The sequence below is a fragment of the Microbacterium sp. CCNWLW134 genome (assembly GCF_037083565.1).
Lineage (GTDB): Bacteria > Actinomycetota > Actinomycetes > Actinomycetales > Microbacteriaceae > Microbacterium.
On sequence record NZ_JBAOJU010000001.1, the window covers coordinates 414,235 to 434,995 of the forward strand.

Sequence of the window (20,761 nt, forward strand, 5' to 3'; positions counted from 1 at the left end):
CTGTGAACACAGGCCGTCGAACGCTGGTGGCGACCGACATCGACGGCACACTCGTCCCCGACGGCACGCTCGAACTTCCCGACTACACCGCCGACGTCCTGCGCCGCCTCGACGCCGCGGGCGTCGCCGTCGTCTTCGTCACGGGCCGACCCCTCCGCTGGATGACCGGCTTCTGGCCGCACGTCGGAAACCACGGCATGGCGATCGTCTCGAACGGCGCCATCACGTACGACGCCCACGCGCGCGAGATCATCTCACTCACCGGCATCGAAGCCGAGGATGGTCTCGCCCTCTCGGCGATCATCTCCGCCGAGCTCCCCGGCGCACGGTTCGCGATCGAGTGCGCCGACGGCATCCGTCTCGACCCGCGATTCGCTGCACGCACCGCCGTCGCAGGGGCGCCGCGCGGACCGCTCCGCGAGATCTGGACCGACCCCGCGGTGAAGCTTCTCGTGAGGGATCCCGATGTCGATGCCGACCTGCTGCACGGCAGGATCGCCGAGATCGTCGGCGACGCCGCGACCGTGACCTGGACCATGCCGGGTCTTGTCGAGATCAGCGCGGCCGGCGTCACGAAGGCCAGCGCCCTGCACACCCTCTGCGGGCGCCTCGACGTCGACCCCGCCGAGGTCATCGCCTTCGGCGACATGCCGAACGACATCCCGATGCTGTCGTGGGCCGGCACGAGTTATGCGATGGCGGGCGCTCATCCGTCCGTCCGTGAGATCGCCGATCGCACCGCTCCCGCCTCCGCCGAAGAGGGCGTCGCCCAGGTGCTCGAACACCTCCTCGCCGAGGTCTGACGCCCGACCGATCGGCGCTCGCGCGTATCACCACCACGCCGATGCCCTCTCTCACGGGGAGGAGGACACCGATGTCCGTTCTAGCAGCCCCCGCCGTCACACCGCCGACCATCACCACGACTCCGCGCCGCGGCATCCGATTCTGGATCCGTCGCTACCTGCTCGCGGAGATCGTCGGCACCGCCACCCTCCTTCTTCTCGGACTGCTGATCCTCGAGTGGATCACCCACCCCGTCGCCGTCGCGGTCGCGGCGATCATCGGCGAGAGCCTGGGGTTCTACGCCGTGCTCGCGACGATCGTCGTCCTCGAGCAGCGCCGGCTCGGGCGCCGCGGCTTCCGCGCGCTCACCCTCACCGTCGTCCTCCTGGTCGCCGAGTTCGGCGCCGCCGAGCTGGTCGACTCGCTCGTCGTGCGCCCGGTGGCGATCTCGCTGTGCGTCTGGCTGATCCCCGATCCGTTCTGGGGACTGCTCGCCGGCAAGATCCTCGCCGACGGGGTCTTCTACGCCATGGCCGCGACGAGCTTCGTGCTCACCACCAAGACCCGGCTCCGCCCCGCGCACCCGAAGGAGGACTGATGAACGAGACCGCCGCGACCCTCATCGACCGTCGCCGGCGCGAGTGCGCGGCGGTGATGCAGACGGATGACGCCCGCGCCGCCATCGCGCTCCACGGCACTCCGGTGCTGCTCCTGGATCCCGCGATCGTGGTGCGCCAGTACACACGGCTGCGAACGGCGCTTCCCTTCGTGCGGTTCCACTACGCGGTGAAGGTCTGCGCCCACCCCGCGGTGATCGCCGCTCTTGCCGAGGAGGGATGCGGCTTCGACGTCGCCTCGGGGGAGGAGATCGCGCTGCTCGAACGCCAGGGTGTCGCGCCGCATCGCGTCATCCACACCCACCCCGTCAAGAAGCCTGCCGAGATCGGTGCGGCGCTCGCCGCCGGCATCCGCACCTTCGTCGTCGACAACGAGATCGAGCTCGAGAAGTTCCGCCGAGGCGGTGCGCCCGACGTGCGCCTGCTCGTGCGACTGGCCTATCGCAGCCCCCACGCCGGGAGCGACCTGTCGAGCAAGTTCGGCGTCAGCGCCGAGCGCGCCGAAGCGCTCGTGGCTCGCGCCGACGCATGGGGCCTCACCGTGGCAGGTTTCAGCTTCCACGTCGGCAGCCAGCTCGACGACCCCGCCCGCTTCGCCGCCGCGATCCGCGACACGGCTGCGCTGATGTCGCGCCTCGAGCGCGCGAGTGGTCGCCGCTTCACCCTGCTCGACATCGGCGGCGGGTTTCCGATCGCCTACGACCGGCCGGTCGCGGCGCTCGAGGAGATCGCGCGGGTCATTCGTCCGGTGCTGGAGCCGCTCGCCGCGCGCTACGAGATCCTCGCCGAACCCGGCCGGGTGCTCGTCGCCGAGTCGGCGCTGCTGGTCACGAGCGTCGACGGTGTCGCCGAACGCCCCGACGGGCGCTGGTACTACCTCGACGACGGCCTGTACGGCTCGTATTCGAACGTGCTCACCGAAGGCGTGCATCCGCTCGTGTTCGCCGAGCGCGATCTGATCGCGCCCGCCCCGCCACGCCGCCGCGCCACCCTCGCCGGGCCCACGTGCGACTCGGCCGATGTCATCGCGCGCGACTGCGACCTCCCCGACCTGCGGGTCGGCGACCTCGTGGTAAGCCCCGTCATGGGCGCCTACACGTCGGTGACCGCGACGCGCTTCAACGGGCGTCCGTTCACCCCGGTCGCGGTGCTCACCCGGGTGCGTCTCCACCACAGTCGGCGAAGCGGGATGAGTCGAAGGTCCCTATCGGAGGCCGCACCTCAGGCGTAGCCTCCGGGTATGTGGACAGTGGTCGTCATCCTCCTGGTGGTGTGGGCGATTCTCACGGTGGTCGGATTCGTCTTCGAAGGTTTGCTGTGGCTCGGTGTGATCGGGATCATCCTGTTCGTCGGCACCGTGCTCTTCGGCATCATCCGCGGACAGCTGAGCCGCCGAACCTGAGCGCGCGACGCCGCGGCGGCAGCGCGAGCGAAAAGCGTCGAGCCGCCCTCCACTGCGCCAGGCACTCGCACAGGCGAGCGTGAAAAGATAGGAGTTCGCTCCGCCTTGAAGAAGGCGCACCACAGTCAAGGAGGGGCGCCCATGCCGACATGGTGGGAACACCTGATCCACGTGGCGACCGGTCGCTCCCGTCGTCATGTCGATCTTCCCGATCTTCGTCATCTGCCGACACGGCGGGTCGCGCTCGAACGCACGCACTACGTCGTGAACGACCCCGAGCGGCATCACCGCCGTCAGCGGTTGTACGTCCTCCGTCACGAGACCGACCGCCGCTCGCGCCGTGCCGCGCGGGTCGCGGTCTTCTCGAACGGGCGCGACGTGGGATATCTGCCGTCTCGCGTGGCGGCGACGGTCGCCCCGCACCTCGATACGCTCGGGGGCGCAGCAGTCGTGAACGGAGCGGGACCGGCGACCGACAGCATCCGACTTCGCGTGGATCTGCCCACCGATGCCGCCATGGCGGAGTTCATCGGAACCCATGTTCAGAACGAGGAGAAGCGGATGTCGCGCATCACGTGGCAGGGGCTCGAAACCGCCAGCACCGAAACCTGCGAAATCCACTTCTCAGGGCACAGCATGGTTGCGAACGGCGACATCGACACTCCGGACGGACGCCTCGCGTACCGCGTCGAGACCGACGCCGCAGGTCTCTTCCGGCTTGCCGATCTCGCGATCGGCGGACGCACCCTCAGCCTGTCGTTCTCCGACGGCCGGTGGCTCGTGAACGGTGAGCACCGCGGCGACCTCGACGGCGCGACCGAGATCGACATCTCTGCGACCCCGCTGGCCAACACGCTCCCGATCCGGCGGCTCGACCTCCCGATCGGCCAGAGCGCCGACATCGACACCGCGTGGATCGCCGTCCCCGCACTCACTGTGGTCCGCGATCCGCAGCGCTACACCCGCGTCGGTGAACGGCAGTGGCGGTACGAGTCGCGCGACTCCGACTTCCGCGCCCTCCTCACCGTTGACGACGACGGTCTGGTGCTCGACTACCCCGGTCTCTTCCGCTCGATCAGCTGAACTTCCCGGGCGACGGCGCGGGACCTTGGTCCCGCCTTGGGCGCGCGAGCGGCGGCACCATGCAAAGTAACGGATCGGCAACGGGGGCATGGGGGTGCCGCGTCGACGATCCTTGCGCGAGGGGGAGGGATGCCCGGACACGGTCACGCTGCGACGGCGCCGATGACGCCACACCCACGTCGCGCGGGCTGGTGGTCACTCCTCCTCCTCGTGCCCTCTCTGGCGCTCGCGTTCATCGTCGGCGAGGGCCTTGCCTCCCTGCTCGCCGGCGGTGATGCGCCCTCGGCGACTCCTCCCTGGTGGGTGATGGCGCTCGTGCTGGTGGCTGCCGGGGCGGTCTTCGCCGCCCCTCTCGGGCTCACGGCGTTCGTCGCCACCCGCGAGACGCGGGCCGGTATCGACGGCGCCTGGCTCCCGTTCGTCATCGGCGCGGCTGCCGTCGGGGGTTTCCTCGTGATCAACATCGTCAGCGGCATCCTGATGCTCGTTCTCGGCTGAGCCGCCCGGAGAGGACGCCAGTCATGCTCTGGGGAACCCTCACCGCGCGAGTGAGCGCCGTCGCGGGAACGGTCCTCACAGGCTTCCCCCTGCTGGCGCCGCTCGTTCTCGGGGTCATCTTCGCTGTGGGGTCGGGCCGCTTCCTCTTCGATTTCCTGATTCCGGGCGAATTGTTCTTCGTCGTCGTCGCCGGAGCGCTCCTCCTCGTGCTTGCGACGGTGATCCTCCGACGGCTGAGGGTGGCCGCCGGCATCCTCACCGCCGCGACCATCGTCACCTTCTTCGCGACCGACCTCGTCTCGCAGGCCACGGGTCTCAGCGACGGACGCACCGCGCCGGAGGGATGGCCGCTCTTCTGGGTGATGTCGGTCTACGCCCTCTACGTCCTGTCGGTCGTCGGGCTGTTCGTCCTCGGAATCCTCGTGTGCCGCGTCGCCTTCTCACGGGCCGAGCGTGCCGTCCCTTCCGCCGTGCCGCCTGCTGAGCGAGGGTTGGAGCCCTCCGGCGAAGGGGATGGGCGCCCGGCCACGTGACAGCACATCGGCAGGAGCAAGACCGTGATGCGCATCACCGTTCCCCCGAGCTCCGGCGATCAGCCCAGCCACTCCGCCGCATCCGCCCCCCACTCGCCACCGACGACGGGGTAATGCTCGGGCGCGCCCGGGAACGCCAGCGGCGGAGGTGCGGTGACGAGCGCGGCCGCCTCGGTCGCCGGGTCTGTCGAGGTCAGCAGCGCGTGAGCGGTGCGGGCGAGAGACATGCGGATGTCGGTCGACCCGCCTTCCCTCCGCTGAGCGCCGAGTGCCCGCACGATGCCCGCGGCGAGGAAGTGCCCGGTCGCGTGATCGAGGGCCTGGACGGGGAGCGCGCCAGGCGTCTCGCCGTCGGGACTCTCCACCATCGCGATGCCGCTCACCGCCTGCACGATGCTGTCGAATCCGCGTCGCGCCGCCCAGGGTCCGTCGGTTCCCCACGCCGAGACCGAGGCGGTCACGAGTCCCGGATGCCGCGCGGCGAGGTCTTCGGGTTCGAGACCGAACCGCGCCAATGCCCCCGGCCGGTAGCCGGTGACCACGACGTGCGCGCGGGACAGCAGGCGCTCGAAGGTCGCGTGATCACCGGCCTGTCGAAGGTCGAGCAGAGTCGAACGCTTCCCCTGCCCGGTGTCGAGGTGGATCCACCCCGCCTCGGGCAGGGCAGGGGAGTCGACGCGCAGCACCTCCGCGCCGGCGAGTGCGAGGTCGCGCGTGGCGATGGGCCCTGCGATCACCCGCGTCAGGTCGAGCACCCGGAAACCCTCGGGCCGTGGTGCCGCATCGCCGATCCGCCGCCGCTCCACGATCGGCGACGTCGCGACGATCCGTCCCTGCTCGTACTCTCGCCACTCTTCGGGAGCCCGCACACGTCCGACGATCGCACCGATCTCGGCGGCGCGGTCTTCGAGGTCGGCGGCCGTTCGTGCCGCGATGGCCGCCGCTGCGGCATCCGTCTCCGCGTCTGCTCCGAGACCGAGCAGCCGGCGGAGCGCCCGCTCGTGGTGCGGGTAGTTTGCGTGCGTGCGGACCCATCCGTCGCGAGCGCGCCAGAAGCCCGACAGCGGGGCCCACGCCGACGGCGCGGCGCCGTGGATGCGCAGCACCTTCTCGCTGCCGAAGGATGCCGCCACCCGCGCCCGGTCCACGCGCACCGGCGACGGGTTGCCCCGGAGGAGTGCGATCGCGAGCGATGCCAGTGCGACGCTGTCGGTCGCCAGGGTGCCGACCGGCAGGTGCGCGCCCCACGGGAATGCGCCGGTCGGCTCGGCCACGAGTTCCCGCGCCTGCTCGCCGAAGCCGAGTGCGTCGGCCACCTGCCCGCCCACAGCTCCGAGTGTCATGCCGGTAGTGAAGCATCACATCGCTCGACCGGACAGTGGTGGGTACGGTGTCCCCATGCCGACTCTCCGCCACAACGGTGCCCGCCTCTTCTGGGAGGCCGCCGGACCTGACGCCGCGCCCGCGCTCCTCTTCCTCCACGCCGGCATCGCGACCTCGGCGATGTGGGATCCGCTGTGGGCCGACCTGCAGCGCGATTTCCGCGTCATCCGGTACGACCTTCGCTGGTTCGGCAACAGCCCCTCCGACGATGTGGAGTACTCCAACCGTGACGACGCGGTCGCCGTCCTCGATGCCGCCGGCGTGGAGCAGGCGATCTTCATCGGGGCGTCGTACGGGGGTGCGGTCGCCATCGACACCGCTCTCGAGCACCCCGACCGCGTCGCGGGTCTCGTGACGATCGGGTCGGGTCCGGGCGGGTTCCCGGATGTGGAACCGACCCGACGCGAGGAGGAGCTGCAGCATTCGATCGAACAGGCCGAGGAGGCGCGCGATTGGGATCTCCTCGTCGAGCTCGAAGCCCTCTCCTGGGGTGTCGGCCCGACGCGCGAAACGGCCGACGTCGACCCGCTCTTCCTCCAGCGGCTGCGCGAGCTGGGCGATGCGAACAAGCCGCTGCTCGACGGCGATCCCCGGCCCGTGCCGATGGAGCCGCGCGCGTACGGGCGCCTCGCCGAGATCACGGTGCCCGCCCTGTTCATCGTGGGCGAGCACGACACGTCCGCCGCGCGGGCGCAGGCAGAGCATCTCGCCGAAGCCGTCACCGGCGCATCACTCCACGTCTTCCCCGGAACGGCGCACATGCCGAGCGTCGAGTATCCGCAGCCGTTCCTCGGCCTGCTGCGCGAGTGGCTCACCGAGCAGGTCGCCGGCTGATGACGTCTGATCCTCGCCGCCGGCTCACGCTCGCCATCTCCATCATCGGGACGGTGGTGGTGACGCTGTACGCCGCGTGGGCCTACATCCACATCATGGTGCTGAACCCGCTCGCCGCCGTCCCGGGCCTGCCGCTGGAAGAGATCTGGCGTCAGACCGAACTGTCCCAGGGTTCGATCGACAGGTTCGTGGTTCCGGCGATCCTCGCCGTCGGTCCCGTCCTCGCGCTCATCCTGCTCGTGCTCGGTCAGATCCTCCTCAGGAACGAGCCGGAGTGGGTCGTCGTGGGCTATCTCGGAATTCTGGTGCTCGGCGCCCCCGCCGAGTTCGTCGCGAGTTTCTCACCGGGAATGAACCTGGCTGACACCTTCGCCATCAGCGGCGCGGACTACTCGCCATGGGCGGCACCCCTGATGGCCGCCAGCGCGTTGGCGCTCGTCGCCTTCCTCGCCTCGATCGCGGCGATCGGATTCCGCGCCGCACGGAGCAGCGCCTCGCCCGCGGCAGCCGGCTGATAGCAGGGCGGCGTCCACGCGACAACCCCGAGGCCGCGATAACGGTCGCCCCGTCACACTGGTCTCGGAGGATCGCACCAGATGACGTCATCACAGCCGCCGCGCCTGTCGCTGTTCGTCGAGCCGGCGGAGTGGGTCGAGGAGGTGCTCGCCGCTGCGGCGGTGATCGACGGGTTCGGTGTCGACGTGCCCGTGACCCTCGCGTGGGCGGCCGAGGTCGGACGGACGTTGCCCCGCGACGCCTCGCTCACCGACCGCTGGCAGCTCCTCGCCGGCGCCGCGTTCCTCGATGTCGGCGCCGCGCGCATCCTCGAACCGCACCTCGACGCACTCGCCATCCTCGACGAGGCGGGCGTCGAGCCGGACGCCGCCGCGACCTGGGGCGTCTTCGCCGCTGAAGGCGCCGGCACGCGGCTGACGGCCGAACGGGATGCCACGGGCTGGACGCTCCGCGGAACCAAACCGTGGTGCTCGCTCGCCGGCTCGCTCTCGCACGCCCTCGTGACCGCCTGGGTCGACGACGAACGTCGGCGGCTCTTCGCCGTGCCGCTGCGTCACGACACCGTGACTGCGCACGCAGGTCCGTGGCATGCCCGCGGCCTGTCGCAGGTCGTCAGTGCCCCGGTCGACTTCTCGGGTACCCCGGCCGAACCGGTCGGCGACGACGGCTGGTACCTGCGCCGCCCGGGCTTCGCGCACGGCGGCGTGGGGGTCGCGGCAGCGTGGTGGGGTGGGGCGATGGGGCTGCTGCCGGCGCTCCGTGCCGCGGCGAGCACCGAGCGCGCCGACCAGATCGCCCATCAGCATCTGGGCGACGCCGATGCGGCGCTGTGGGCGGCACGCGCGGTGCTCGCCGAGACCGCCGACGTCTTCTCGGCCGGTCCGCGTGCCGACGCAGGGCTGCTGGCGAACCGGGCCCGCACCGTCACCGCCCGCGCGGCCACGACCGCGCTCGAGACCGCCGACCTCGCGCTCGGCCCGCTGCCGCTCGTCGCCGACGAGACGCATGCGCGGCGCGTGGCCGATCTGCACCTCTACCTCCGCCAGCACCACGGCGCGCGCGACGCGGCGCGGATGGGGCGCGACCTCACGGCATCGGAGCAGCCGTGGTGACCTTCAGCCACCTCGATGCCGGCACCGACGAGGAGCGCTGGCAGGCCGCGTTCGACGCGCGTCGGCTGCCGAACGCCGACCTCGACGTCGACGCCCTCGTCGTCGTCTCGGCGCACCCCGACGACGAGACGCTCGGGGTCGCCGGGCTCATGCACACCGTCGCCGCGGGTGGCGGTCGCGTGATCGTCGTCGTCGCGACCGACGGCGAGAACTCCCACCCCGCCTCACCCACCCACACGCCCGACGACCTGCGTTCGGTGCGCCGCGGCGAAGTGCGCGAAGCGCTGGACAAGGTCTGCCCCGCAGCATCCGTGGCCTTCCTCGGCCACACCGACGGTGGCCTCGATGCGGTGCAGACGCGTCTCACCGGCGAGATCGAGGCGCTCGTGCGGACGGTCGGCTCACCGCGCTCGCGTACGCTCGTCGTCTCACCATGGACCGGCGACGGCCACCGCGACCACCGCATCGCCGGCGAAGCCGCGCACGCCGTCGCCCGTCACCTGGGCGTTCGATACCGGGCCTACCCGATCTGGCTCTGGCACTGGGGTACGGCGGATGATCCGCCGTGGGGTCACATCGAACTGGTGCCTCTGGATGCCGAGGCCCGCCGGGCGAAGACCGAGGCGCTCGGCGCCCACCGCAGCCAGACAGCGGCGCTGTCTGCCGCGCCCGGCGACGAGGCGATCGTGAGCGGACGGATGCTGCGACACTTCACCCGCGGCTTCGAGACCCTCATCCGCGTCGACGACGATCCGGCACGCGACGAATCGTGGCACGGGTCGACGCCGGAAGAGCACTTCGCCGATCTCTACGCCCGGCGCCCCGACCCCTGGGGATTCGAGACCCGCTGGTACGAGGAGCGCAAGCGCGCCGTGCTGCTCGCGTCGCTGCCGCGGCCACAGTACGCGCGGGCGGTCGAGCTCGGGAGTGCGACCGGGGTGCTGACCGCGCAGCTCGCCGAACGGTGCGACGAACTCGTCGCCGTCGACTTCGCCGAGGCGGCGCTCGAGACCGCGCGCGGTCGGCTGGGCGAGCGCGAGAACGTCGAGCTCGTGCGGGCGACGCTTCCGGCGGAATGGCCGGCGGGCACGTTCGACCTGATCGTGATGTCGGAGGTCGGCTACTTCTGGGACGCCCCTGACCTCGAACGTGCCATCGCGCAGGCGATCGCCTCGCTCCGGCCCGACGGGCACCTCGTCGCATGCCACTGGCGGCATCCGGTCGACACCAATCCCGTGAGTGGCGACGGGGTCCACATCGCACTTCGCACCCAGCAGGATCTCGCGGTGGTGGTGCGGCACGAGGAGGACGATTTCCTGCTCGAGGTGTTCGCGCGTCCGCCGGCGCCGTCGGTCGCGCGCGAGACGGGCATGCTGTGACCGCCGTGGCAGTGGTCGTTCCCGTCCACGACGAGGAGGAGCTGCTGGCGGGCTGCCTGGAGTCGCTCGCTGTCGCGGTCGCCGCCGCCGAGGGGGTGGGGGCGCGCGTGGAGGTCGTCCTGGTGCTGGATGCCTGCACTGACCGGTCGTCCGCCATCGCCGCCGAGTTCGAGGTGACGACGGTCGCGGTCACGGCCGCACGGGTGGGCGCCGCCCGCCGAGCGGGAGTCGCCGAGGCGCTCCGCCTGCTCGACTCGGTCGACCTCGCCGACGTGTGGATCGCGAACACCGACGCCGACTCGGCGGTGCCCGTGAACTGGCTCACCCACCAGCTCGCGCTGATGCGCGCCGGTTCCGACATCGTGCTCGGTACCGTGCGGCCCGACTTCGCCGACCTCGCGCCGGCACACGTCGCGTATTGGCGAGCGACTCACCACCGTGGTCGACCGGCTGGGAACACCCACGGCGCCAACCTCGGGGTGCGGGGGAGTGTGTACCGCGCCGCGGGAGGGTTCACCGACGTGCCCGAGCATGAAGACGTCCGGCTCGTCGAGACGGCGCGGGCGCTCGGCGCGATCGTCACGGCGAGCGATGCCGCCGAGGTGACCACGTCGGGCCGCGTCGAGGGGCGGACGCCCGGCGGTTACGCCGCCTTCGTCCGCGCCACCGCGGCGCAGTTCGCCTGACCCTGCGCTCTGCCTCCTACACTCGGGCTCATGCGCCACGGCATCGTCATCCTCCCGCAGGAGCCCTGGGCCGAGGCCCGCCGCAAGTGGGAAGCCGCCGAACACCTCGGCTTCGACCACGCCTGGACCTACGACCACCTCTCGTGGCGCTCGCTCGCCGCCCAGCCCTGGCATGCGACGATTCCGACGCTGACGGCCGCGGCTCTTGCGACCACGACGATCAGGCTCGGCACCTTCGTGGCGTCGCCGAATTTCCGGCATCCGGTGCCCTTCGCCAAAGAGGTGGCGACCGTCGATGAGATCTCGGGCGGACGGATGCTGCTGGGCGTCGGATCCGGCGGCACCGGGTTCGACGCCTTCGTCCTCGGCCAGCCCGAGTACACGCCCCGTCAGCGCCACGAACGCTACGTCGAGTTCGTCGCCGCGCTCGATGAGCTGCTCCGCTTCGAAACGCCCGGGTCGGGTGGGATCAGCTTCGACGGCGACTGGTACACCGCCCACAACGCACGGATGGTGGGGGAGCCCGCGCAGCATCCGCGCGTGCCCCTCATCCTCGCGGCGAACGGACCCAAGGGGTTGGCGTTGGTAGCCGAGCGCGGTGATGCGTGGGTGACGACGGGGCCCGAGGGCAAGCCCGAGGAGGAGTGGTGGCGGGCGATCGCCGCCCTGGGCGCACGTCTCGACGACGCCCTCGCCACTCAGGGACGCGACCCGCAGACGCTCGATCGGTACCTGTCGCTCGACTCCGAGAGCACGTACTTCCTCGAGAGCGTGCAGAAGTTCGAAGACGCCGCCGGCCGCGCCGCCTCCCTCGGGTTCACCGATGTCATCACGCACTGGCCGCGGCCCGACGGCATCTACGCCGGCAGTGAAGACGTGCTCGTCGAGGCCGCGTCACGCTTCTCCTGAGGTCAGTGCGTCCAGGCTGTCACCGACTCCTCGTTCGCCGCCTCCCACGCCCCATCGAAGCGTTCGAGCGCAAGCTCCCCCCGCCGCTCTTCGCGGGCATCGAGGCGGCCGTAGAGGAATGCGGTCGTCGGCGTCGTCTCGGCGGCCGCCAACTCGCGCAGTCGCGCGCGCATGACCACGCTGTCCTGATACTCACCGAGCTGCTCCTGCACGTCCTCCATCCGCGACGCGAAGAGAGCCGCGGGTTCTCCGAAGGCCTCCGTCAACGCTTCCCCGGCGTATCGGGCGCGCTTCGCCGCCTTCCTCGCGTCGTGGAGCGCACGGTCGCGTTCCTGCGGTGTGTCCGCCTCGCGGGCGTGCGCGACGGCGGACCGCACGCGGGCGAAGGCCTTGTCGACCCGTCGGGGCAGCACGCGTCGAGCGCGTTTACCGGCCTTGGCGCTCAGCGGAGGATCGTCGACGAAGCGATCCAGATCGAGGACGAGCCGGTGGTAGCGGTCGGAGTCCAGCGCGCCGCACAGCCGCGCGTGCGCCGCCCGATGGGCGTCATCCATCTTCGCTTCGATGCCGGCGCCGGCGTCCGCCGGCGCGTCCTCGTCACGGATCGCCGTGGCGATCTCCGCCTGCATCACCTCGGCGTCGCGCGCGACACCGAGCTCGCCGGCGAGCCATTTCAGTTCGGTGCGAAGGGGCGCGACCTCCTCGGCTCGGAACATCGGCGCGAAGGTCTGCAGCAGGCTTCGCAGGCGGCGCGTCGCGACGCGCATCTGATGCACTCCGCCGGGTTCGTCGAGCCGGGCACGGGGGTCGTTGTGCAGGATGGCCGCGATGTGCGCGCATGCCGTCGGGGTGAGCACCTCTCCGGCTGTCGGCATGCGTATCTCCCTCGATCGACACCGCCCCGCCCCGCGTTTTCCTGTACGCATGCCAGGGTGGGGCCGTGAAACTCTATTCTGACTTCGCGCCGCAGCGAACGCGCCAGATCATCGCCGATACGCTCGCGCTCGCCGCGATCATCCTCTGGATCTGGTTCGGCATCGCCGTGTACTCCGCCGTCGCGGCCCTCGCCTCGTTCGGCGTCGACATGCAGCGGGCGGGGAGCGGGTTCCAGGAGTCGATGACCGACATCGGCGATCAGCTCGCCGGCATCCCGCTCATCGGCGGAACCGTCCGTGCGCCGTTCGACGGTGCGAGTTCGGCGGGGACGGCGCTCGAGCAGGCGGGCGAGAGTCAGCAGGCGCTCGTGCAGCAGCTGGCGCTGACGCTGGGACTGGGGATCGCCCTGATTCCGACGATGCTCGTGCTGGCCATCTGGCTGCTGCCTCGCATGCGCTTCATCCGGCGTGCGCGGCGGGCGAGAGTCGTGCTTCGCAGCGGCGCGGGCGTGGACCTGCTCGCGCTGCGCGCGCTGGCGAACCAGAAGCTCACGAGTCTGGCGGCGGTGCACGCCGACGCCTCGGGAGCGTGGCGCCGCGGCGACCCCGCCGTCCTCGCGCAGCTCGCGGCGCTGGAGCTGAAGTCGTCGGGGATCCGGATGCGACCCGCCGACGCCGCCGTTCGCTAGAGCTTCTTCTTCCCGACCCGCTGCTCGGCCATCTTTCGCACGACGTCGAGCGCTCCGGGAACGTATTCGCCCCAGGCATCCCCGACCTTGGCGAGGTCGAGCTTGCCGGTGTGGACCTGTTCGCACAGGCGCATCCATCCCTCGCCCATCGCGACCGTGAGCGCGGCAGCGACGCTGGCGTTCACGGCATTGCCGGCGCCGGGGATGAGTTTCAGGAAGCTGCACGCGAGCGCCTGGCCGGAGATCTGCACGCCGAGCTGGGCGAGCGCACCGGCCGACATCATCGTCTTCAGCTCGAGGTCGTAGATGGCGGCGATGCGCCCCATCATCCCGAGCTGGATCGGCGCCAGGGCCAGCGCGTCACCGACGGGAATCGGCGTCGCCGCGACGCCGGCGGCGAGCCCTGCGGCGCCGGTGATGATGGGCCGGGCCATCTCGCGTTTCCAGGGGAGGTTGAGTCGCTGGGCGATGCGAAACGCATCCTTCGCGTCGGCGGGCGACAGCGCGAGGGTCTCCGCGACGAGATCACCGAGCCCGTGGCCCGTGCCCTTTCCGTCTTTCTCGCGCGTGGAGGTGGGCATGACCCGGGCGAAGGGGATCGTGATGGGCCGGCCGCTTTCGTCGACGGGGTTCTCGAGCCACTCGATGAACTCCCGGGTGCCCTTCGTCGGACGCCGGCTCCCCTTGAGTGCGTTGCGTTCCCAGTCGACCTTCGTCAGCACGAGGATCACCGGCAGACCGCGGGCATCCAGCTCCTGGATCATCTCGATGTCGGCGCGTGTGAGCCGGTCGTCGTTGGCCTTCACGCAGTACCAGACCACGGCGATCTGCTCGTTGCGCGGGTGCTGCTCGATGGTCTTCAGGTGGTCGCGGAGCTGTTCACGCGGCGGGACCGCGGAGCCGATCTCGAAGCCTTCGATGTCCCAGATGCCGAGGGAGTCGTCGTGGTAATACCGCACGCCCTTGGTGACGGGCAGGCCTTTGCCGACCGCGGCCCAGTCGCGCTGGAAGACCGCATTGACCAGCGACGACTTGCCGACGCCGGTGTTGCCGATGACCGCCAGGTTGAAGCGGCCGTACCGCGCCTTCGCTTCGGAGGTCGCCTCGAGGAACGGCCGCTGGTCGATCTGCGGCTTCTTTACGGGCGGGTCGGCGGCCATGCTCGAAACCCTACGCGCGAACGGACTCTACGGCGTGTGCGGCTCGGCTGATTCCAAGCGATGGAGAGCGGATGCCGCGACCGCGGCGATCGACGCTGACGCAGCGATCCGCTCGTGCGGCCCCCGCCACCGCGCTCGCGCGGCGCCAGGGGGCGCGACGGCCGATTTGCCGGTGCCGGGACTCCGGAGATGACGACGGCGACGCTTCATTCGCGCCACGAACGCGCTGTCGCGGCGTTCCGGGCGGCCAGCGTTCGGAAGGCCTCGGTGAGCTCCGCCGGGAAGAGCACCTCGATCTCGGTGTCGAATCGGTTGAGAGATGCGGCGAGGGCGATCCACGACCAGGAGCCGACTTCGATGCTGCACCGGTCATGGCCGAGGTCTTCCACGATGGCGTCGCCCGCGAAGGGGAGAACATCTCGGGCGGGTCGGTGGAGGATGACCTTTCCGACGCGCGGCCACTGGTCGCCCTGCTCGGAACCCTTGAACCGGGCGGCCACGAAGGTGGCGACATCGCGCTCGGGAAGGTCGCGCGGCGCGAAGCGCGGACCCGTGGGGGTGCGGGGTTCGATGAGGTCGGCGCGGAAGATGCGCCAGTCCCCGTGCTCGAGATCCCACCCCACGAGGTACCAACGGCTCTCGGCCGACACGAGATGGTGCGGTTCGACCCGGCGGAGGTGATCGCGGTAGTCGAACCGGACCACGTGTCGAAGGCGGACAGCGGACGACAGCGCGATGAGGACCTCCGGCGAGACCGTGTCGAGTGTCGTGGTGCCAGGGCGGCGCGGGATCACAGTGAAGTCGAGCGCGTTCAGCCGATGGCGCAGCCGAGAGGGCATCACCTGACGGAGGGTGGCGAGGGCCCGAAGCGCCGCTTCGTCGATCCCGGCACCGGTGCCCGTCGCCGTCTGAAGGGCGATCGCGAGCGCGACGACCTGATCGTCGTCGAACAGGAGGGGTGGGAGTTCGCTGCCGGCATCCAGGCGGTAGCCCCCGATCGGCCCCATCGTCGCTTCGATGTTGTAGCCCATCTCCCGAAGGCGCTCGACGTCGCGGCGGACGGTGCGGGGCGCGATCTCGAGTCGCTCGGCGAGGACGGAGCCGGGCCATTCGCGACCGGTCTGCAACAGCGACAGGAGGCGAAGTAGCCGAGCGGTCGTCGTGGGGGGCATGGGTCGAGATTAGTTCGCATCTAGGCCGGAAACTGACCTACACGGTTGCAAGGCTGGATGTCGCCGGCGCGAGGCCAGGCACCACCCCTGAGGAGTAGGCATGTCGATCCAGACCACCACCCACCTGAATTTCTGCGGCGACGCGCGCGCGGCGCTGGAGTTCTACCAGTCCGTCTTCGGCGGTCACGTCGTCATCAACAGCTATGCCGATTTTGGGATGCCGTCTGCGGTGCCCGGCGCGGACAAGGTCGTCTTCGGTCTCGTCACCGCCGAGAACGGCTTCCGGCTCATGGCCTACGACATCCCGGGTCGCACCGGGGGTTCGATCGCCGGCGGAGGCTCCACTCGCCGTGAGGACAACACCACCCTCACCGATCAGGCGATGTTCGTGTCCATCGGCTCCGACAGCTTCGATGAACTGCAGGGCTTCTGGGAGAAGCTGTCCGCCGGAGCCGCGATCGTCGAACCGCTGGCCGCATCGGCGTGGAGCGCCGGATTCGGCATGCTCACCGACCGCTTCGGCGTGACCTGGAGCCTGAACGTCACCACGATCTGAGTGGTCCCCGTACCCCGGGCCCGGCCGCTGGGGTCGAGTCGTCGCGTCACCTGCCGCGCCGGTTCGACCTCAGAAGGGTGCGGGTTCGTGGGGGTTGTCAGCGGGTTCGTCGGTGATGCGGAATTCGCCGGTGAAGGTGGTCCATTTCACCCACAGGTCGTCGGGGAGATCCTCTTCCGGTGAGAAGTGCACCCCGTGGCCCGGTGGGTTGTCGGTGTAGATCCTGCCGGTGGGGGAGGTCCATTCGATGACGCCGCCGGGGAGTTGTTTCACTTTCCATGCGGTGAACTGTTTCATGCTGTGGTGTCGTTGGCACAGGCAGGACAGGTTGCAGATCTCGGTTCTGCCGCCGAGGGCGGCGTCGTGATTGTGGTCGACTTCGCAGGTGCGGGCGGGCATCCGGCATCCCGGCCACCGGCAGTGCTTGTCGCGGCCCTTGAGGAACCGGACCATCGCCCCGGTCGGGCGGTACTGATCCACTGCCATCGTCAACCCGGTGACCGGATGGGTGAGGAGTCGCTCCCACATCCCGTCACTGTTCCCCGCAAGCAACCGCGCCGTCTCGGCATCGATCGGCCCGACCCCGGCAAGATCGCACGGGACATCGCTTTGCCCCATGAGGGCCATGATGGGGATGACGACCTGCACCTTCGCGGTGATCGCGCCCAACCCTCCCGGTAGGTCACCAGAGCCGGTCGGGTTGAGGCTCGGTACGGAGGTGAGGAGCATGTCGGCGAACACGTCGGCGCGGACCTCGTCGAGGGACCGGGTGTCCGGCGCCACATCATCGCCCGGCTGCGGTTCGCGGGCGGTGATGACCGCGGTGGCTTCGTCGGTGATGCGTTGGAAGATCCCCTCGATCAGCACCGTGGACTGCACCGCGCGCAGTTCCGACATCCCGTCCCCGATCGTATAGCGGACGATCTTCCGCTCCCGAAACGCCCCCGCATGCCGCTCCGTCAACGACCGGGGGTGCATCCGTTCCGCGAGGATCTCCAAGTCTGCCCGCGCACGGCCCGGGGTCTCGTCGAGGCAGATCTCCGCCGCGAGCTGATCGAACTCACCCTTCACCTCCGGCGGCAGGCGCCGCCCGACATCCTCGACCACCGCCACGTGCGAGCGGGTGATCAGCCCTTTCTCCCAGCAGTGCACCGTCGCGGGGTAGTCGTTCACCAACGCGAAAGAACTGTCGATCTGGCGCTGCACCGACCGGTCCGACAACCGCACCGCGGCCGCGATCTCCGCCGCCACACCCCGCAGCGCCATATCCCGGTCCCGCACCACCGCGGTCGACCCCTCCGCCAGCCGCGCCGCGAACGCCCCCGCTTTCGCGAGCACCCGGGTCTGTGCCGCCTCGGCCGCTGCCAGCAGACTCTGCGCCTCCTCAACCTCGGCGAGGATCCCGGTCAGCTCAGACCGGTCCTCGTCACTGAGGAGGGTGAGCCGCGGGTTCGAACGCATGTATGAATGCTGGCACCCACCTCCGACATTCGTCATCGAAACCTTCAACCCCAGGTTGATACCCATTCCCATCCATCCGGCGCGACCCCAGATCACTCACACCGCCTCCATGTCCGACCCCCCGAGTAGAGAGGAGCGATGCCGAAGACCGCCGCGCCCCTGCTGCAGATCAGCCGCATCTACGCGGAGGACGCTGCACTCGAACTGCCGCGCGGCCAGGACATCGTCTCGCGTTGGCCTGACGCCGAGATCGTGCCGATCGCCTCTCACTGGCAGATCCCCGAGGTGCACGGCGACGAGGCCAACGTCGCCCGCTGGGTGCGCATCAAGACCGAGGCGCTCGTCGTCGGCGTGAAGAAGAGCGTCGTCACCCGCCCGAATGGCCGGTCGGCCGACTTCATCGCGCCGTCCACGGCGAACGGATGCACGATGGCCTGCGCCTATTGCTACGTGCCGCGCCGCAAGGGATACAGCAACCCCGTCACAGTCTTCGCCAACATCGACCAGATCACCCGTCACCTCGCGCGTCACATCGCCAAGCAGGGCGAGAAGGCCACGCCCAACCAGTGCGACCCTGACGCCTGGGTGTACGACATCGGCGAGAACAGCGACTGCTCGGTCGACGCGATGCTCAGCGAGAACGTTCGCGACCTCTGCGAGTTGTTCCGGATGACACCGACGGCGAAGGCGTCCTTCGCCACGAAGTTCGTCAACCGCGATCTGCTCGACTGGGATCCCTCCGGGCGGGTCCGCGTGCGCTTCTCCCTGATGCCGCACGCGGTCGCGAAGGTCACCGACATCCGCACGTCCCCGATGAGCGAGCGCATCGCCGCGATCAACGACTTCGTCGACGCCGGTTTCGAGGTGCACGTGAACTTCTCGCCCGTCATCCTCACGCCCGGCTGGGTGGAGGAGTGGACTGCTCTCTTCGATGAGCTCGATGAGACACTGCACTCCCGCGCGAAGGCCCAGCTCGCCTGCGAGGTGATCTTCCTCACCCACAACGAGCAGCTTCACGACGTGAATCTCGGATGGCACCCGAAGGCTGAGGAGCTGCTGTGGACCCCCGAGACTCAGGAACCGAAGCTCTCGCAGAACGGCGCCGTCAACGTTCGGTATCGCTACGGCCTGAAGAGCGCGGCGGTGGCCCAGCTCGAGGCGCTCATCGCCGAGAGGCTCCCGTACTGCCGCGTGCGCTACGCATTCTGATGCGTCACGATCCGATCAGAAAGTGCCACCCGAGCCACCACCAGAAGGTGATGACGGTGATGCGGGCGGGCATCGACGCGAGGGTGTCGTCGAGGACGGATGTCGCGGGCGCGAACCCATGCGGACGCACGCGGGGAAGCGTGGTCATCGCCACCGCCCCGCACACGAGGAGCAGGTACCCCGCGATCGTCGCCTCGCGCATCAGTCGCTCTTCGATCGGCGCAGGAGCAGCGTGCCACCCGCAAACAGCCAGACGGCGGTGAAGGCCACGCGTCCGACATCCGATTCGACAACGGGTGTGACGAGCGCCGAGATCGTCGGATGCTCGGTGGCCGCCGCCGGACCGGATGTCGCCAGGAAGAACGCGGTGACCTCCCAGAGGCAGAGGAGAACGAGCAGGGCCGCCCAGCCGATCTCCGTTCGGCGGAGCGGCGCATCGCGGGGTGGCCGTCGCACGACCCCGCTGGCGATGGCGAACACCGCGATGACGGCGAGCAGCGACATCGCCCCGATATGCACGAGCGTGGTCAGCGGCAGCGCGAGCAGCACACCGCAGGCAACAAGGCTGCATAGAAGGATGACGCGTATCCTCGACCGCACCGGGGTGATCGACGCGCTCTGCGAGCCGTCGAACCCGGTGCGTTCGGCCGCGACGAGCCCGATCGCGGCGGCTGCGAAGATGCCGGCGTCGACGTAGGCACCCCGGAACAGCTGGAAGGCCGATGCAAGCACGAGGGATGCGCACCACAGCCATGCCAACGGCGATAGGGAGCGGGTCGTCGCAGTCGGCGTCGCCCTGGTGGTCATGGCGGCCCCTCCTCGCTCGAGCGCTGCCGGCCGGCGATTTCACCGTGTCGGATTCATCCCGGAGGGAAAGGGGCGTTGGTCCTGCGGCCTTGTCTCACCGTCGAGAGAAATCCGTTTGAACCGTTCGCGACCCTAGGTTAGGCTCACCTAACGTGAGGACCACAATGGAGAACACGAAGCCGGCGAGCGAGCTGCGCGGCGACGCGCTGGCCCTCGGCTACGGTCGCACCCGAGTGGTGCACGACGTGTCGCTCCATCTCCGTCCCGGCGTCGTCACCGCGCTCATCGGTCCGAACGGCAGCGGCAAGTCCACCGCACTCCGCGCGCTCGCACGCCTCCACCGCATCGACGGCGGCGCCGTCCACCTCAACGGCCCCGATGGCTCCCGCGACGCCGCATCGCTCTCGGCCAAGGAGTTCGCCAAGGCTGTCGCCATGCTCTCGCAGTCGCGCCCTCACCCTTCGGGTCTCGAGGTGCGCGACATCGTCGCCCACGGACGCCACCCGCATCGCAGCCGTTTCGCCGGGCTCAGCGACGCCGACCGCGCCGCGATCGACCATGCGCTGCGCCTCACCGGCCTCCTCACGATGGAGCACCGCCCCGTCGACGAGCTCTCGGGGGGCGAGCTGCAGCGCGTGTGGCTGGCCACCGCGCTCGCGCAGGGCACCGGCATCCTTCTCCTCGATGAGCCCACCAACCACCTCGACCTGCGCTACCAGGTCGAGACCCTCGATCTCATCTGCGATCTCGCTGATCACGGCACCGCCGTCGGCGTCGTGCTCCACGACCTCGACCATGCCGCGCTCATCGCCGACGAGGTCGTGCTCATGAGCCGCGGACGGGTTCACGCGACGGGCTCGCCCGCCGAGGTGCTGACGGCTGCGAACCTCACCGAGGTCTACGAGTTCGCCATCGATACAGAACTGGATGCCGCAACGGGGCGCGTCCGGGTGATACCGCGTGGACGCCACCACGCACGGGCCAAGGCCCGCAGTCGCGCCCACCTGCACGCCGTTTCCGCCTGACGTCGGCCGCGGCGAAAGCGTCGCGCCCCGGCATCCGTTCTTCTCTCTCACCGCACCCTTCATCGATGGAGT

Annotated in this window: 24 protein-coding genes; 17 read left to right on the plus strand and 7 right to left on the minus strand. The window is 70.0% G+C overall.

Annotation, left to right across the window (positions count from 1 at the left end):
• Nucleotides 1-2 precede the first annotated feature (2 nt).
• From V6S02_RS01945 to V6S02_RS01975, 7 genes are all read left to right on the plus strand, one after another.
• Complete coding sequence (locus V6S02_RS01945; protein ID WP_336399658.1) at nucleotides 3-803, plus strand: HAD family hydrolase; 801 nt, start codon at nucleotides 3-5, stop codon at nucleotides 801-803.
• 71 nt (nucleotides 804-874) lie between these two features.
• On the plus strand, nucleotides 875-1,381 hold the full coding sequence (locus tag V6S02_RS01950; RefSeq protein WP_336399659.1) for a hypothetical protein: 507 nt from the start codon (nucleotides 875-877) through the stop codon (nucleotides 1,379-1,381).
• Complete coding sequence (locus V6S02_RS01955; protein WP_336399660.1) at nucleotides 1,381-2,631, plus strand: type III PLP-dependent enzyme; 1,251 nt, start codon at nucleotides 1,381-1,383, stop codon at nucleotides 2,629-2,631. Before V6S02_RS01950 ends, V6S02_RS01955 begins: the two co-directional genes overlap by 1 nt.
• A 9-nt stretch (nucleotides 2,632-2,640) precedes the next feature.
• A complete protein-coding gene (locus V6S02_RS01960) occupies nucleotides 2,641-2,802 on the plus strand; it encodes a hypothetical protein (RefSeq protein WP_200829936.1) in 162 nt (53 codons plus the stop codon).
• Between the two features lie 141 nt (nucleotides 2,803-2,943).
• Nucleotides 2,944-3,885 (plus strand): putative glycolipid-binding domain-containing protein, encoded by a 942-nt coding sequence (locus tag V6S02_RS01965; RefSeq protein ID WP_336399661.1) that lies wholly within the window; start codon nucleotides 2,944-2,946, stop codon nucleotides 3,883-3,885.
• Nucleotides 3,886-4,047: 162 nt separating this feature from the next.
• Nucleotides 4,048-4,383 carry a hypothetical protein gene (locus V6S02_RS01970; RefSeq protein WP_336399662.1) on the plus strand — a complete coding sequence of 112 codons (336 nt, stop codon included), beginning with the start codon at nucleotides 4,048-4,050 and terminating at the stop codon, nucleotides 4,381-4,383.
• Between the two features lie 23 nt (nucleotides 4,384-4,406).
• The gene (locus V6S02_RS01975; protein ID WP_336399663.1) at nucleotides 4,407-4,916 is read left to right on the plus strand and encodes a hypothetical protein; all 510 of its coding nucleotides are present in this window, start codon (nucleotides 4,407-4,409) and stop codon (nucleotides 4,914-4,916) included.
• A 59-nt stretch (nucleotides 4,917-4,975) separates the two neighbouring features.
• On the opposite strand, the gene V6S02_RS01980 is transcribed toward V6S02_RS01975, so the two are convergent.
• A complete protein-coding gene (locus V6S02_RS01980) occupies nucleotides 4,976-6,259 on the minus strand; it encodes a CoA transferase (protein ID WP_336399664.1) in 1,284 nt (427 codons plus the stop codon).
• Between the two features lie 55 nt (nucleotides 6,260-6,314).
• Here V6S02_RS01980 and V6S02_RS01985 point away from each other — a divergent pair, with 55 nt between their 5' ends.
• The 6 genes from V6S02_RS01985 (at nucleotide 6,315) to V6S02_RS02010 (ending at nucleotide 11,735) form a co-directional block, all read left to right on the plus strand.
• Entirely contained in the window at nucleotides 6,315-7,133 is an 819-nt protein-coding gene (locus tag V6S02_RS01985) for an alpha/beta fold hydrolase (protein ID WP_336399665.1), read from the plus strand.
• Complete coding sequence (locus V6S02_RS01990; RefSeq protein ID WP_124294145.1) at nucleotides 7,133-7,648, plus strand: hypothetical protein; 516 nt, start codon at nucleotides 7,133-7,135, stop codon at nucleotides 7,646-7,648. The genes V6S02_RS01985 and V6S02_RS01990 overlap by 1 nt, the downstream gene beginning before the upstream one ends.
• 81 nt (nucleotides 7,649-7,729) lie before the next feature.
• The gene (locus V6S02_RS01995) at nucleotides 7,730-8,761 is read left to right on the plus strand and encodes an acyl-CoA dehydrogenase (protein WP_336399666.1); all 1,032 of its coding nucleotides are present in this window, start codon (nucleotides 7,730-7,732) and stop codon (nucleotides 8,759-8,761) included.
• The gene (locus V6S02_RS02000) at nucleotides 8,758-10,140 is read left to right on the plus strand and encodes a bifunctional PIG-L family deacetylase/class I SAM-dependent methyltransferase (protein WP_336399667.1); all 1,383 of its coding nucleotides are present in this window, start codon (nucleotides 8,758-8,760) and stop codon (nucleotides 10,138-10,140) included. Before V6S02_RS01995 ends, V6S02_RS02000 begins: the two co-directional genes overlap by 4 nt.
• A complete protein-coding gene (locus V6S02_RS02005) occupies nucleotides 10,137-10,826 on the plus strand; it encodes a glycosyltransferase (protein ID WP_336399668.1) in 690 nt (229 codons plus the stop codon). Before V6S02_RS02000 ends, V6S02_RS02005 begins: the two co-directional genes overlap by 4 nt.
• A gap of 30 nt (nucleotides 10,827-10,856) precedes the next feature.
• Nucleotides 10,857-11,735, plus strand: a complete 879-nt coding sequence (locus tag V6S02_RS02010; protein WP_336399669.1) for an LLM class flavin-dependent oxidoreductase — start codon at nucleotides 10,857-10,859, stop codon at nucleotides 11,733-11,735.
• A gap of 2 nt (nucleotides 11,736-11,737) precedes the next feature.
• Here the strand turns inward: V6S02_RS02010 and V6S02_RS02015 are convergent, their stop codons facing one another.
• Nucleotides 11,738-12,610 (minus strand): CHAD domain-containing protein, encoded by an 873-nt coding sequence (locus tag V6S02_RS02015; protein ID WP_336399670.1) that lies wholly within the window; start codon nucleotides 12,608-12,610, stop codon nucleotides 11,738-11,740.
• 65 nt (nucleotides 12,611-12,675) lie between these two features.
• Between V6S02_RS02015 and V6S02_RS02020 the strand changes: the two genes are divergently transcribed.
• Nucleotides 12,676-13,299 (plus strand): hypothetical protein, encoded by a 624-nt coding sequence (locus V6S02_RS02020; RefSeq protein ID WP_336399671.1) that lies wholly within the window; start codon nucleotides 12,676-12,678, stop codon nucleotides 13,297-13,299.
• On the opposite strand, the gene V6S02_RS02025 is transcribed toward V6S02_RS02020, so the two are convergent.
• Nucleotides 13,296-14,459, minus strand: a complete 1,164-nt coding sequence (locus V6S02_RS02025; protein ID WP_336399672.1) for a GTPase family protein — start codon at nucleotides 14,457-14,459, stop codon at nucleotides 13,296-13,298. The two genes, V6S02_RS02020 and V6S02_RS02025, sit on opposite strands and share 4 nt — an antisense overlap.
• Nucleotides 14,460-14,665: 206 nt before the next feature.
• The gene (locus V6S02_RS02030; RefSeq protein WP_336399673.1) at nucleotides 14,666-15,631 is read right to left on the minus strand and encodes a helix-turn-helix transcriptional regulator; all 966 of its coding nucleotides are present in this window, start codon (nucleotides 15,629-15,631) and stop codon (nucleotides 14,666-14,668) included.
• 100 nt (nucleotides 15,632-15,731) lie between these two features.
• Here V6S02_RS02030 and V6S02_RS02035 point away from each other — a divergent pair, with 100 nt between their 5' ends.
• Complete coding sequence (locus V6S02_RS02035) at nucleotides 15,732-16,187, plus strand: VOC family protein (protein ID WP_336399674.1); 456 nt, start codon at nucleotides 15,732-15,734, stop codon at nucleotides 16,185-16,187.
• 69 nt (nucleotides 16,188-16,256) lie between these two features.
• On the opposite strand, the gene V6S02_RS02040 is transcribed toward V6S02_RS02035, so the two are convergent.
• Complete coding sequence (locus V6S02_RS02040) at nucleotides 16,257-17,648, minus strand: HNH endonuclease signature motif containing protein (RefSeq protein WP_336399675.1); 1,392 nt, start codon at nucleotides 17,646-17,648, stop codon at nucleotides 16,257-16,259.
• A gap of 138 nt (nucleotides 17,649-17,786) precedes the next feature.
• Between V6S02_RS02040 and V6S02_RS02045 the strand changes: the two genes are divergently transcribed.
• On the plus strand, nucleotides 17,787-18,857 hold the full coding sequence (locus V6S02_RS02045) for a spore photoproduct lyase family protein (RefSeq protein WP_336399676.1): 1,071 nt from the start codon (nucleotides 17,787-17,789) through the stop codon (nucleotides 18,855-18,857).
• Between the two features lie 4 nt (nucleotides 18,858-18,861).
• On the opposite strand, the gene V6S02_RS02050 is transcribed toward V6S02_RS02045, so the two are convergent.
• Both V6S02_RS02050 and V6S02_RS02055 read right to left on the minus strand, forming a co-directional pair.
• On the minus strand, nucleotides 18,862-19,059 hold the full coding sequence (locus tag V6S02_RS02050; protein WP_336399677.1) for a DUF6186 family protein: 198 nt from the start codon (nucleotides 19,057-19,059) through the stop codon (nucleotides 18,862-18,864).
• Nucleotides 19,059-19,664, minus strand: coding sequence for a hypothetical protein (locus V6S02_RS02055; RefSeq protein ID WP_336399678.1), 606 nt, complete (start codon nucleotides 19,662-19,664; stop codon nucleotides 19,059-19,061). The genes V6S02_RS02050 and V6S02_RS02055 overlap by 1 nt, the downstream gene beginning before the upstream one ends.
• Before the next feature lie 164 nt (nucleotides 19,665-19,828).
• Between V6S02_RS02055 and V6S02_RS02060 the strand changes: the two genes are divergently transcribed.
• On the plus strand, nucleotides 19,829-20,689 hold the full coding sequence (locus tag V6S02_RS02060) for an ABC transporter ATP-binding protein (RefSeq protein ID WP_336399679.1): 861 nt from the start codon (nucleotides 19,829-19,831) through the stop codon (nucleotides 20,687-20,689).
• Nucleotides 20,690-20,761: the final 72 nt, after the last annotated feature.